The sequence below is a fragment of the Streptomyces sp. NBC_01445 genome (assembly GCF_035918235.1).
GTDB lineage: Bacteria > Actinomycetota > Actinomycetes > Streptomycetales > Streptomycetaceae > Streptomyces.
Genome location: NZ_CP109485.1, coordinates 3,614,656 through 3,627,714, shown reverse-complemented (window position 1 = coordinate 3,627,714; position 13,059 = coordinate 3,614,656). Strand labels below are relative to the sequence as shown.

Below are 13,059 nucleotides of genomic sequence, written 5' to 3'. Positions count from 1 at the left end.
ACGGTTCTGGTGTCCCTGCCAAGTGGTTGGCGGGGCCACGAACCCGAACCGGCGGGACATCCGGACACACATGTATGTGGGGACTCTGTCCTTTGATCTGCTCCTCGGCGACGTTCACTCGCTGAAGGAGAAACGCTCCGTGATCCGCCCGATAGTTGCCGAACTCCAGCGCAAGTACGCGGTGAGTGCGGCGGAGACCGGGAACCAGGAACTTCACCGCAGGGCCGAGATCGGCCTGGCGATGGTCTCCGGGGACACGGGGCACCTCACGGACGTACTGGACCGGTGCGAGCGTCTGATCGCCGCCCGTCCCGAGGTGGAGCTGCTCTCCGTTCGACGCAGGCTCCACGGCGACGAAGACTGACTTTAAGAGCAAGGCGAAGAAGGAGACGGCGCAGTGGCCGACAACGCGCGGGCGAAAAGGCTGGCGGACCTCATCCGAGAGGTGGTGGCCAAGAAGCTCCAGCGCGGGATCAAGGACCCGCGGCTCGGTACGCACGTGACCATCACCGACACCCGGGTGACGGGTGACCTGCGGGAGGCGACCGTCTTCTACACGGTCTACGGCGACGACGAGGAGCGTGCCGCTGCCGCGGCCGGCCTCGAGAGCGCCAAGGGCGTACTCCGTTCGGCGGTGGGCCAGGCGGCCGGTGTGAAGTTCACGCCGACCCTGGCCTTCGTGGCGGACGCCCTGCCGGACAACGCCAAGGCCATCGATGACCTCCTCGACAAGGCCAGGATCTCGGACGCGAAGGTCCGGGAGGCGTCCGCCGGTGCCGAGTTCGCCGGGGGTGCGGACCCGTACCGCAAGCCCGAGGACGAGGACGAGGACGGCGCGGACGAGGACGGCGAAGCCTCGGAATGACGCAGAAGAACACCCCGACGCCCGACGGTCTTGTCATTGTCGACAAGCCGTCGGGCTTCACTTCGCACGACGTGGTGGCCAAGATGCGCGGGATCGCGAAGACCCGCCGCGTCGGCCACGCGGGCACGCTCGACCCCATGGCGACCGGTGTCCTGGTCCTCGGCGTGGAGCGGGCGACCAAGCTGCTCGGCCATCTCGCGCTGACCGAGAAGGAGTACCTGGGCACGATCCGGCTCGGCCAGAACACGCTGACCGACGACGCCGAGGGCGACCTCACGTCGTCCACCGACGCGTCCGGCGTGGCCCGCGACGCGATCGACGCCGGGGTCGCCAAGCTGACCGGCGCCATCATGCAGGTCCCGTCCAAGGTCAGCGCCATCAAGATCAACGGCGTGCGTTCCTACAAGCGGGCCCGCGAGGGCGAGGAGTTCGAGATCCCGGCGCGGCCGGTCACCGTCTCGTCCTTCACCGTCTACGACATCAGGGACGCGGTCGCCGAGGACGGCACCCCGGTCCTCGACCTGGTCGTCTCGGTGGTCTGCTCGTCAGGGACGTACATCCGGGCCCTCGCCAGGGACCTGGGTGCCGACCTCGGCGTCGGCGGTCACCTCACGGCGCTGCGGCGCACGCGGGTCGGCCCCTACAAGCTGGACTCCGCGCGCACCCTCGACCAGCTCCAGGAGGAGCTGACCGTGATGCCCGTCGCGGACGCCGCGACCGCCGCGTTCCCCCGCTGGGACGTGGACGCCAAGCGCGCCAAGCTGTTGCTCAACGGGGTCCGTTTGGAGGTGCCGGGCGAGTACGCGGGCGCCGGGCCCGTCGCCGTGTTCGACCCCGAGGGCGTGTTCCTCGCGCTCGTGGAGGAGTCGAAGGGCAAGGCGAAGAGCCTCGCCGTCTTCGGCTGATCTCTTCGCCGGCCCCCGCCGTGGAGCGGCGCGCGCAGTCAGCCGCGTGCCGCTCCACGATCCCCCTCTCCAAGGGTCTATCCATCACCCCCGATCTGTTCACCCCTTCGGGCGGGCGCTCGGAGTGAACCGAGGGAGTGGAAGGGGGCGCGTTCGCTCCGGCGCCTGTTCCGCTGATCACCGCGCGCCTACCGTCGGTCCTACGGGGCGTGGCGGGAGGTTCGACGATGGCGGGACTGGGCCCCCGGGCCGGAGACGGGGACGCGACGGGTCCCGGGACCGGTCCGCCCCTCGTCCATGTCTTCGACCTGGCCGGACGCCCGCGCGGCGTCGGCTTCGTCGCCGACGACCACGGGACCGTCGTCACGAGCCATGAAGTCGTGGACGGACTCGGCCGCGTCGTGCTGCGCGCGCCCGGCGGGATCACCTGTGTCGTGGGCGCCGCCGATGTCGTCCCACTGCCCGAGTCGGCCCTCGCGCTCATCCGTACCGACGCGACGGAGGGCCTCGGTATGCGCCCGCTGCCGGTGGCCGTCCGGGGCCCGGCCGGGGCCGGGGCGTATGTGCGGATCGCCGCCGGGGGCTGGCGCGAGGCGCGCGTCCTCGGCCATGTCGACGTCACGTACACCGCGACCGACGGCTTCCATATCGTCCCCGGGGCCATGGAGCTGGCCATCGGCACGGATGGCCGCGACGCGCTGCGGCTCGGGGGAGGGGCCGCCGGGGGACCCGTCGTCGACGCCGCTTCAGGCTCCGTCCTCGCCGTTCTCGGCACGGCGCTCGAGGCCGGACACCGCGCCGCCGGGTACGCCGTGCCGCTGCCGGAGGCCGCTGCCGCCGCCCCGGACGGGCCGCTCGCCGCACTCCTCGCGCGGAACGCGGCCACCGTGCCCGTGTACGGGGACGAACTCAACCTGGCGGGCTCACTCCAGCTGACGGCCACCTCGGTCGGGTCCGACGGGCCGGCCGCGGTCCTCGATCCGGGTCCGGTCGAACGCCCCGAAGTGGCAAGGGAGTTCGCCGAGTTCGAGGTGTCCGACGCGACCGTTCTCGCCCTCGTGGGAGCGCCGGGCAGCGGCCGTACCACGGAGCTCGCCGCGTATGCCGCGCGACGCGGACGTGGCGCCCACCCCGCCCCCACCCTCTGGCTGCGCGGCGCGGATCTGCACGGCGACGACCGGAGCGTGGCGGACGCCGCGCGGCGGGCGCTGGTCAGGGCCGGGCGCATCGTCGCGGCGTCACTGCCCGGGGCCGTCCCCGGACAGACCCGGGAGCCCGGGGGCCCGGAGCCCGGCGACGCCGGCGTCGGTGACGTGTCGCCGGAGCGGATCGCGGCGCCCGCACGCGCCGCCGGCCGGCCCCTCGTGCTGCTGCTCGACGGGCCCGAGGAGATGCCGCCCGTACTGGCGCACCGGCTGGCGGAGTGGACCGGGGGCACGGCGCGCTGGCTGCGGGAGACCGGCGTGCGGCTCGTCGTGGCGTGCCGGGGGGAGTACTGGGAGCGCGCGGGCGAGCTGTTCCCGGCCCGTGTGCTGTACGGGCGGACGGGGCGGCTGCCCGCCTGTGTCCCGCTGGGGGAGCTGACCGGGGATCAGGCCCGCGTGGCGTGGGAGCGGTACGGGCTGCCCGAGGACGCGCTCGCCGGCCGCGACGCACGGCATCCGCTCGCGCTGCGGCTCCTCGCCGAAGTACGGGCTGCGCTGCCCGGGCCCGTGCCGGGCAGCGCCGACCGGGACGCCGTCTTCGCCGCGTATCTCGACCTCATGTGCCTGCGCGTGGCGGTGCGCCTCGCCGCGGTGAACGGGCTGCGCGGCACGGCCGTGCGCAGGCTCGCCGCCCGGGTGTCCGGGCAGGTCCACGAGGCGGCGCGGCGCTGCCTTGGGCCGGGCCAGGGGGAGTTGGACCGCGAGGCGTTCGAGGAGGTGTTCCCCTGGGGCGCGCTGCCGGGGCGGCGCGGCGGCGGCGTCACGGCGTGGGCCCCGGCCGTCCTCACCGAAGGCGTACTCGTCCCCGCGGGGCGCGGCTACCGGTTCGCGCACGAGGAGGTCGCCGACTGGATCCAGGGCATGCACCTGGACCTGGACGAGGCGCTGCGGGCGCTCGTGTATCGCGACCGGGACGCCGGCCGGGCCGCGCCCACGGTGCCCGTTCCCCGGCACCGCGCGGGCTCCGTCGTCCAGGCCCTCCTCCTCGTCGAGCGGCAGCAGGGGCCGGCCCAACTCGGCGGGTATCTGGCCGAGTTGGTGCTCAGGGCCCTCACGCCCGGCGACGCCGACGCCTCCTGGTGGGCGGCCCACCTCGTCGAGGAGGCGCTCCTGCGCGTGCCCGACGCCACTCCCTATCTCGGGGTGCTCGAACCGCTCGCCGACCGCGGTCGCCTCGACCCCTCGTTCTGGCGCCGGATCCCTGTCACGGACGCCGACCGCCTCGGCCTCCTGCGCCGTCTCGTCGTGCACGATCCGCCGCCCGGGAGCCACGCCCGCCACCTGGACACCGTCGCCGACCTGCTCGCCGCCGACCCGGCCGGTGTCCAGGTCCACCTCACCCGCTGGTTCGACGACGCGCGGCCGCTGCCCGCCCTGCCCGACGCGACCGTCGCCACCGCAGCTCAGGCACTCCTGCACACGCACCGGCACCGAGCCGTCGACGACCTCACCGAGGCCCTCGCCGACTGTGCGCACCCGCACGGCGACGAACTCCTCGCCGTGCTCGCCCACGAGGAGCCGTCCGCGCTGTGCCGCGCCGTCGACCGCTGGGCCCACGACGAGCGCCCCGCCCGCCACGCGTCCGCCGTCGCCCACGCCCTGCGGGTCGCCCCGCACGTCGCCACCGACGCCGACCGCAGCCTGCTGCGCTATGCCGCGCTCGCCCTGCTCGCCCGCACCGCCGACGGCGCCCCGCACGGCACCGCCCTCGCCCTCCTCGTACGCGACCCGCAGACCCGCGGCACCTATCTGGCACGCGCCCTGGAGCGGTTTGCGGACGGCGAACCGCAGCTGCCCGTGAGCGCGCTCGCCGCCGCCCTCGCCACGCACCCCGAGCCCGTCCTCCGCGCCTTCCGGGACCGCGCGCGGGAGCCGGGCGGCGCGGCCGACGTGCTGGAGACCCTCGCCGCCGTGACCGCGCCCGCACTCGCGCGGCGGGCGGCCGCCCTCGTCGAGGACCTCTCGGCGGACCGGCCCGACGCCGCTGCGGACATCGCCGCGTACGTCGACCGGTGCCTGGAGCACGGGCCGGCCGGGCGAGCTGTCCTCTTCCCCCTCGTCACGAGGCTGCTCCGCACCTGTCCGGGCCCCGGGCGGGCCGCGCTCGCGCCCGTCCTCGCCGCACCCGGCACCGGCGCCTCACGCGCCCTGCGCGGCGAGCTCCTCGACGTACTGCTCGCCCACGAGGACGACCCGGACGTGCTCGACGCCGTCCTGCGGACCGCCGTCCGCAGCGCCGGGGGAGCGGGGGCGACCCGCACCCGCGACCTGGTGCGGCGCACCGGACAGCGGCTCGTCCGCACCCCGGAGGGAGCCGCACGCTTCGACCGCGGGCTCGTCGAGGCCGCCGACTCGGTGCCTGGGTTCGCCGCCCTTCTCGTCCGGTGGCTGGAGGGGGCGCCGCGCGAGTGGGCCGCCCTCGTCGGGCCGAGCGCCCGCCGCGTGATCGAGGGCCTGGGGCCCTTCGTTTCGGTCACGCCCGATCAGGGAGCGGGGTCCGGTGCCGTGCATCGCAAGGCGGAGGAGGGAGCCGACGCGATGACGGTCCCCCTTGCTCGAGCGCAGCCCGGAGCTTGGGGGAGCAGGCGACCGCCGGCGGCGCCACGAGGTGCGGCACCGGACCCCGCGACCCCGGCGTGATCCAGGCGAGAGGCCCCTGGCCGGGGTGCGCGTGCCCGCCTGACCTGCCCATGCCGGTCCGGCGCCTCCCGATGCGGGGCGTGGGCGCTCGGCATGGCACTCTTAGACCTGCGTATTCGGCAAAGAGACGTAACAGTCGTACACAGGTTCGCGAGGAGCAATCACCGTGCAGCGCTGGCGTGGCTTGGAGGACATCCCCCAGGACTGGGGGCGCAGCGTCGTCACCATCGGCTCCTACGACGGAGTGCACCGCGGCCATCAGTTGATCATCGGCCGGGCCGTCGAACGGGCCCGTGAGCTCGGTGTGCCCGCCGTCGTGGTCACCTTCGACCCGCACCCCAGCGAGGTCGTGCGCCCCGGCAGCCACCCTCCGCTGCTCGCCCCGCACCACCGCCGGGCGGAGCTGATGGCCGAGCTCGGCGTCGACGCCCTGCTGATCCTTCCGTTCACCACCGAGTTCTCGAAGCTGTCGCCGGCCGAGTTCGTCGCGAAGGTCCTGGTCGACAAGCTGCACGCGCGCCTCGTCGTCGAGGGGCCGAACTTCCGCTTCGGCCACCGCGCCGCGGGCAATGTCGCGTTCCTCGCCGAGCAGGGGACGACGTACGACTTCGAGGTCGAGGTCGTCGATCTCTACGTGAGCGGCTCGGCGGGCGGCGGCGAGCCCTTCTCGTCCACGCTGACCCGGCGGCTCGTCGCCGAGGGTGACATGGAGGGCGCGCGCGAGATCCTCGGCCGCCCGCACCGCGTCGAGGGCGTGGTCGTGCGCGGCGCCCAGCGCGGCCGCGAGCTGGGCTTCCCGACCGCCAACGTCGAGACGCTCCCGCACACCGCGATCCCGGCGGACGGCGTCTACGCGGGCTGGCTGCACGTGGGGGACGAGGCGATGCCCGCCGCGATCTCCGTGGGCACCAACCCGCAGTTCGACGGCACCGAGCGCACCGTCGAGGCCTACGCCATCGACCGCGTGGACCTCGACCTGTACGGGCTGCACGTCGCCGTCGACTTCCTCGCCTATGTGCGCGGCATGGCGAAGTTCGACTCGATCGAGTCGCTCCTTGTCGCCATCGCGGACGACGTGAAGCGGTCGCGGGAATTGGTCGAGGCGTACGAGGGGGAGTAGGCGGGATCGGAAGAGGCCCGGGGGCGCTGCCCCCGGAACCCTGGTCCTCAAGCGCCGGACGGGCTGGATTTGGGCCGGCCGGCCTTTGCCGACGCCCAGTGGCAGGCCACCTGGGTCGTGCTCGCGCCCGACAGCACCGGCAGGTCCTCCCCGCGGCAGCGGTTCGCCACGCCCGACCGTTCCGCCTCGCCCGACGCCAGGATCTGGCAGCGGGCGTGGAAGCGGCAGCCGGACGGGATGCGCGACGGGTCCGGCGGCTCGCCCGTCAGGACGACCGGATCACCCGGCGCTTCCGGCAGAACCGACAACAGGGCCTGTGTGTAAGGGTGTTGAGGCGCCGTCAGGACCTCCTCCACCGTTCCCGTCTCCACGATCCGGCCCAGATACATCACCGCCACCCGGTCCGCGATGTTCCAGGCGAGACCCAGGTCGTGCGTCACCACGAGGGCGGACAGGCCCAGTTCGTCGCGCAGCCTGAGCAGCAGCGCGAGGATCTCGCCGCGCACCGACGCGTCGAGGGACGCCACGGGCTCGTCCGCGACGATCAGTTCGGGGTCGAGGACGAGCGCGCCCGCGATCACGACACGCTGCCGCTGGCCGCCCGACAGCTCGTGCGGGTAGCGCAGGAAGAAGCGCTCCGGGGGGCGGAGTCCGGCTCGCGACAGGGCGTTCGCCACCGCCTCGCGCTCGTCGCCCGCGTACCCGTGGATGCGCAGGCCCTCGGCCACCGCGTCGTACACCGTGTGCCGCGGGTTCAGCGAACCGCTGGGGTCCTGGAGGACCAGCTGCACGCGCTTGCGGTACGCCTTGAGGGCGCGTGAGGAGTAGTCGAGGGGCTTCCCGTCGAACGTGACCCGGCCGGACGTCGGCGGTACCAGGCCGAGCAGGGAGCGGGCGAGCGTCGTCTTGCCGCAGCCCGACTCGCCCACCAGCGCCACGATCTCGCCGGGCGCGATGTCGAGGTCGACGCCGTCCACGGCCCGCGCGGGGTCCGCGCCACGGCGGCCGGGGAAGGTGACGTGCAGCGCGCCGGCCGTGAGCAGGGGGGACGTACTGGTCATGCTGTGGTGCTCCTTGCCTCGGCGCCGGCGGCGTCGTCCGGATCGGTGGCGCCGCCCACGTGCACACAGGCCGCCAGCCGGGCCGTGCCCGCGTCCCGCAGTTCCTGGTCCTCACTGATGCAGCTGTCGAGCGCCACCGGGCAGCGCGGGTGGAACGTGCAGCCCGTGGGCAGCGCCGACGGGTCGGGCGGGTCGCCTGGCAGACCGCGCGGCGCGAACCGGGACGCGATGTCGCCGATCCGCGGGAACGCCGCCGACAGGGCCTTCCCGTAGGGGTGTTGCGCGTTCTCGTAGACCTCGGAGGCGGGGCCCTCCTCGACGACGCGGCCCGCGTACATCACCGCGAGGCGGTCGCAGGTGTCCGAGAGGACGGCGAGGTCGTGGCTGATCATGATGAGGCCGAGGTCCTGGTCGGAGACGAGCTGCTCGATCAGACGGAGGATCTGCGCCTGGATCATCACGTCGAGGGCCGTCGTCGGCTCGTCCGCGATGATCAGGCCCGGGTCGCAGGCGAGCGCCATCGCGATCATCACGCGCTGGCGCTGGCCGCCGGACAGCTCGTGCGGATACGCGTCCGCGCGGGCGGCGGGCAGACCGACGTGCTCCAGGAGCTCCGCGACCTTCTTCTTCGCGCCCGCCGGCGTCGCCTTCTTGTGCAGCAGGATCGGCTCGGCGATCTGGTCGCCGATGCGGTGCACGGCGTTGAGCGAGTGCATCGCGCCCTGGAACACGATCGAGGCACCGGCCCAGCGCACGGCCCTGACCTGGCCCCACTTCATCGTGAGGACGTCCTCGCCGTTCAGCAGGATCTCGCCGGAGACCTTCGTGCCGGCCGGCAGGAGACGCAGCAGCGCGAGCGCGAGCGTCGACTTGCCGCAGCCGGACTCGCCGGCGATGCCGAGCTTCTGGCCCGCGTCGACACTGAGGTTCACACCACGGACGGCCCGCGCCCCGCCCGCGTACGTCACTTCGAGGTTTCTGACGTCGAGAAGGCTCACCTGGCCACCCCCAGCTTCGGATTGAGGACGGCTTCGATGGCACGGCCGCACAGCGTGAACGCGAGCGCGACCAGCGCGATGGCGAGTCCGGGCGGCGCGAGATACCACCAGTCGCCCGCGCTGACCGCGCCCGCCTCGCGCGCGTCCTGGAGCATGCCGCCCCACGATGTGATCGTCGGGTCGCCGAGGCCGAGGAAGGCGAGCGTGGCCTCGGTGAGGATGGCGCTGGAGATCACGAGCGTGGTCTGCGCGAGGACGAGCGGCATCACGTTCGGCAGGACGTGGCGGAGCATGATGTGCCCGTGCCCGCCGCCGAGCGCGCGGGCCCGTTCGATGTACGGCCGCGACTCCACGGCGAGCGTCTGGGCGCGGACCAGGCGGGCCGTCGTCGGCCACGTCGTCACGCCGATCGCCAGGATGACCGTCCAGATGGAGCGGGACATCACGGTGGCGAGCGCGATCGCGAGGACCAGCGTCGGCATCACCAGGAACCAGTCGGTGACCCGCATCAGGACCGTCGAGTACCAGCCACGGAAGTGGCCCGCGACGATGCCGACGACCGTGCCGATCGCCACGCACAGGAACGCGGCCAGCAGGCCCACGGTGAGGGACACGCGTGCACCCCACACCAGCAGGGCGAGCACGCTGCGGCCGAACTGGTCGGTGCCGAGCGGGAATTCGCCGCTGGGAGCTTCGAGCGCGCCGCCGGGAGCGTCGGTGACGCTCTGCGAGTCCGCGCCGACGAGCAGGGGCGCGCAGATCGCGATGAGGGCGATCAGGATCAGACCTGCGAGGCCCCACAGCCCGCTCCGGTGGGTGCGGTACTCGCGCCAGAAGCGGGCGGCGGAGCGGCGCTTGCGGGCCCGCGCGAGGGCCCGCGCGCTCTTCTCGGCCGGCGGCGGGAGCTGCGCGGTGTCGAGGTCGTTCGTGTCGGCAGTCATCGGCCCACCCGGGGATCGAGCAGCGGATACAGCACGTCGGCGAGGGTGTTCGCCAGGATCACCGCGGTGGCGAAGACGAAGAACAGCCCTTGGACGAGCGGCAGGTCGGGCACGCTGAGTGCCGAGTAGAAGAGGCCGCCGAGGCCGGGCCAGGAGAAGACCGTCTCGACGAGGATCTGCCCGGCCACGACGTGCCCGAGGTTCACGAACATCAGCGTGAACGTGGGCAGCATCGCGTTCGGGACGGCGTGCTTGCGGCGTACGACGTCGTCGCGCAGGCCCTTCGCGCGCGCTGTCGTCAGATAGTCGCTGCCCATCTCGTCGAGCAGCGAGGAGCGCATCACGAGGAGCGTCTGCGCGTAGCCGACCGCCACCAGCGTGACCACCGGCAGGACCAGATGGTGCGCGACGTCCAGGACGTACGCGAACCCGCTCTCGCCGCCCGACTCCAGACCGCCCGTCGGGAACAGACCCGGGATCGGGCCCAGCCCCACAGAGAAGATGATGATGAGCAGCAGACCGAGCCAGAACGACGGGATCGAGTAGAGCGTGAGCGCGAACGCGGTGTTGAAGCGGTCGCTGCGCGATCCGTTGCGCCAGGCGGTGCGCGTGCCCAGCCAGATGCCGAGCGCGGTGTAGAGGACGTACGCCGTGCCGGTCAGGAGCAGCGTCGCCGGGAGCGCCTCGGTGATCTTGTCGATGACCGGGGTGTGGAACTGGTACGACGTGCCGAAGTCGCCGGTCAGCGCGTCACCGATGTAGTTGGTGAACTGCTGCCACATCGGCAGGTCGAGGCCGAACTGGTGGCGGAGCGATTCGAGCTGCTGCGCCGAGACGCGGCGGCCGCCGGTCATCTGCTTCACCGGATCGCTGGGGATCAGGCGGAACAGGAAGAAGCTGGTGACCAGGACCGCGAAGAGCGACACGATCGCCCCCGCGATCTTGCCCGCCACGTACTGGAGATAGGCCTTGGTGTTGCGCGCCCGTGGACCGCGGGCCGCCGACGGCCCGGCTTGCGCCGGGCCGTCGGTGTCCGCACTCTGCACGAGCGCCGGAGTGCTCTCTGCTGTCATGTGGAACTCTCGTTACTCGTGCGGTACTTGCGACGCCTGCGGACGGACGTGACGCGTTCTCTCCTGACCGGGTGCTGCTACTCGCGGTCGTCCGCCGAGGTGCGGCGGCGCTTCGCGAAGAACAGTCCGCCGCCGCCGAGGATGACGACGGCCGCGACGATACCGATGATCACGCCGGTTCCGCTGGAACTGCTCTTACTGCCCGAGTCGATCGTGGCGCCGGCGGGAACGGCCGACCACCAGCTCCAGTACCCGTCCTGGCCGTAGATGTTGCCGGCCGCGGTGGGCATGGTCTGGATCGACTTGATCTGGTCGGTGCGGTACGCCTCGACGGCGTTGGGGTACGCGATGACGTTCATGTACCCGGAGTCGTACAGCCAGGACTCCATCTGCTTGACGATGTCTGCGCGCTTGGCCGGGTCGTACTCGGCGAGCTGCTTCTTGTACAGGTCGTCGTACGTCTTGTCGCAGATGAAGTTGTCCGTCTGGGCGCTCTCCTTGGCCTTGACGGGCAGCGCGGCGCAGGTGTGGATGCCGAGGACGAAGTCCGGGTCGGGGTTGACCGACCAGCCGTCGAACGCGAGGTCGTACTCACCTGCGTACCAGGGCACCGAGACGTCGTCGAGGCAGTCGACCTTCAGGCCGATGCCGAGCTTGCCCCACCACTCCTTGAGGTACTTGCCGATCGCCTTGTCGTTCGGGTCCGTGGCGTGGCACAGGATGCGGAAGTTGAGCGGCTTGCCGTCCTTGCCGACGCGCTCGCTGCCCTTCATCTTGTAACCGGCCTCGTCGAGCAGCTTGCCCGCCTTGTCGGGGTCGTACCCGAGGGCCTGGCTGGCCGGCGGCTTCCAGAAGTAGTCGCCGAAGCGCGGCGGGATGTAGCCCTCGCCCTCGACGGCGTGGCCCTGGAAGACCCTGTCGACGATCGTCTTGCGGTCGATCGACAGGAACAGCGCCTGGCGCACCTTCTGGTCGAGAAGGGCCTTGTTGCCGTTGCCGAACTTCTTGCGGTCCTTGGTCTGCGCGCCCGGGTTCGTGGCGAGCGCGAAGAAGCGGCGACCTGGGCCCTCGTTGACCTTGATGTTCTGCTCGCCCTTGAGCGATGCCGCCTGAGCGGGCGTCAGGGCGGGGGAGCCGGCCACGAAGGAGACCTCGCCCTTGCGCAGGGCTGCGACCGCGGCGTCCTGGTCCTTGTACGTCTTGAAGACGACCTCGTCGAACTTGGGCGCGCCGCGCCAGAAGTCCTTGTTGGCCTTCAGTTTCACGTACTGGTCGACCTTGTAGTCGGTCAGCACGAACGGGCCGTTGCCGACGACCGGGAAGGTCTTGTCGTTGTTGAACTTCGAGAAGTCCTTGACGTTCTTCCAGATGTGCTCCGGCACGATCGGGACGTCGAGCGCGGCCATCGTGGCCTGCGGCTTCTTCAGCTCGATGACCAGCTGGGTGGCGCTGGGAGCGGTGACCTTCTCGAAGTTGGAGACGAAGCTGCCGTTCGCCGTCGCGGCGCCCTCGTCCGTCATCATCTTGTTGAAGGTGAAGGCGGCGTCGGCGGCGGTGGCCTGCTTGCCGTCGGACCACTTCGAGTCGGACCTGATGGTGTAGGTCCAGGTGAGCTTGTCCGCAGACGGCTTCCAGTCGGTGGCGAAGCCCGGGACGGCGTGGTTGTCCTTGGGGTCGTAGTTGACCAGGTACTCGTACATCATCCGGTGGATGCTCGTACTGACCAGTCGCTGGGCGAGGAACGGGCTCAGCGAGTCGACGCTCTGGGCGAGGGCGACGGTGAGGACCTTCTTGCCGCCGTCGGCCGCCTTGGCCTCTTGGGGTGCGGGGTTGAGCGGCGTGGCGAGGCCGGCCGTCAGGGTGAACGCCGCGGCGCCGGCGGCCAGGAGGACCCGCAGGGTCCGGCGGGGCGCGCGCCGTGGGGAACGGGAGAAGAGCGGAGCGTGTGCTCTCTTGGGCTGATCTTTTGTGTCCATGGGTCGGTGACCTCGCGTCGTTGCTCACGCAGGAGTGGCAGGTTGATCATGGGACGCCAGCTGGTTGATGTGTGTGTCTATCAGCGGCAGTCTGCGCACGTCAACGACACATGAACCCCATGTGGCCTGCGGAAATAACGAGTTGACCCGCATTTCACGCACATTGGTCGAGACCTCTGACGCTTTGCAGGCCAGGGCGTGATGCCCGTTGCGCTCAACAATAGGTGCCTGGTGGGTATTTGAGGGAGTTTCGGCAGGCAAGGGAATGGCCCGCA

Annotated in this window: 10 protein-coding genes; 5 read left to right on the top strand and 5 right to left on the bottom strand. The window is 71.8% G+C overall.

Annotated features, from left to right (window positions below; all coding sequences use genetic code 11):
* Nucleotides 1-70 precede the first annotated feature (70 nt).
* From OG574_RS16405 to OG574_RS16385, 5 genes are all read left to right on the top strand, one after another.
* A complete protein-coding gene (locus tag OG574_RS16405) occupies nt 71-364 on the top strand; it encodes a DUF503 domain-containing protein (RefSeq protein WP_116509238.1) in 294 nt (97 codons plus the stop codon).
* A 33-nt stretch (nt 365-397) separates the two neighbouring features.
* Nucleotides 398-865 carry a 30S ribosome-binding factor RbfA gene (gene rbfA / locus OG574_RS16400; protein ID WP_266674733.1) on the top strand — a complete coding sequence of 156 codons (468 nt, stop codon included), beginning with the start codon at nt 398-400 and terminating at the stop codon, nt 863-865.
* On the top strand, nt 862-1,770 hold the full coding sequence (gene truB / locus OG574_RS16395) for a tRNA pseudouridine(55) synthase TruB (RefSeq protein WP_326773860.1): 909 nt from the start codon (nt 862-864) through the stop codon (nt 1,768-1,770). Before rbfA ends, truB begins: the two co-directional genes overlap by 4 nt.
* Nucleotides 1,771-1,997: 227 nt before the next feature.
* Nucleotides 1,998-5,615, top strand: coding sequence for a serine protease (locus tag OG574_RS16390; protein ID WP_326773859.1), 3,618 nt, complete (start codon nt 1,998-2,000; stop codon nt 5,613-5,615).
* A 166-nt stretch (nt 5,616-5,781) separates the two neighbouring features.
* Nucleotides 5,782-6,735, top strand: a complete 954-nt coding sequence (locus OG574_RS16385) for a bifunctional riboflavin kinase/FAD synthetase (protein ID WP_266674739.1) — start codon at nt 5,782-5,784, stop codon at nt 6,733-6,735.
* Between the two features lie 47 nt (nt 6,736-6,782).
* Here the strand turns inward: OG574_RS16385 and OG574_RS16380 are convergent, their stop codons facing one another.
* The 5 genes from OG574_RS16380 to OG574_RS16360 all read right to left on the bottom strand — a co-directional run bounded on the left by OG574_RS16380 (nt 6,783) and on the right by OG574_RS16360 (nt 12,784).
* The gene (locus OG574_RS16380; protein WP_326773858.1) at nt 6,783-7,796 is read right to left on the bottom strand and encodes an ABC transporter ATP-binding protein; all 1,014 of its coding nucleotides are present in this window, start codon (nt 7,794-7,796) and stop codon (nt 6,783-6,785) included.
* Nucleotides 7,793-8,794 (bottom strand): ABC transporter ATP-binding protein, encoded by a 1,002-nt coding sequence (locus OG574_RS16375; protein ID WP_326773857.1) that lies wholly within the window; start codon nt 8,792-8,794, stop codon nt 7,793-7,795. Before OG574_RS16375 ends, OG574_RS16380 begins: the two co-directional genes overlap by 4 nt.
* Nucleotides 8,791-9,735 (bottom strand): ABC transporter permease, encoded by a 945-nt coding sequence (locus OG574_RS16370; RefSeq protein ID WP_100595139.1) that lies wholly within the window; start codon nt 9,733-9,735, stop codon nt 8,791-8,793. Before OG574_RS16370 ends, OG574_RS16375 begins: the two co-directional genes overlap by 4 nt.
* Complete coding sequence (locus OG574_RS16365) at nt 9,732-10,808, bottom strand: ABC transporter permease (protein ID WP_326773856.1); 1,077 nt, start codon at nt 10,806-10,808, stop codon at nt 9,732-9,734. The genes OG574_RS16370 and OG574_RS16365 overlap by 4 nt, the downstream gene beginning before the upstream one ends.
* Nucleotides 10,809-10,885: 77 nt before the next feature.
* Nucleotides 10,886-12,784, bottom strand: coding sequence for an ABC transporter substrate-binding protein (locus tag OG574_RS16360; RefSeq protein WP_326773855.1), 1,899 nt, complete (start codon nt 12,782-12,784; stop codon nt 10,886-10,888).
* Nucleotides 12,785-13,059 lie beyond the last annotated feature (275 nt).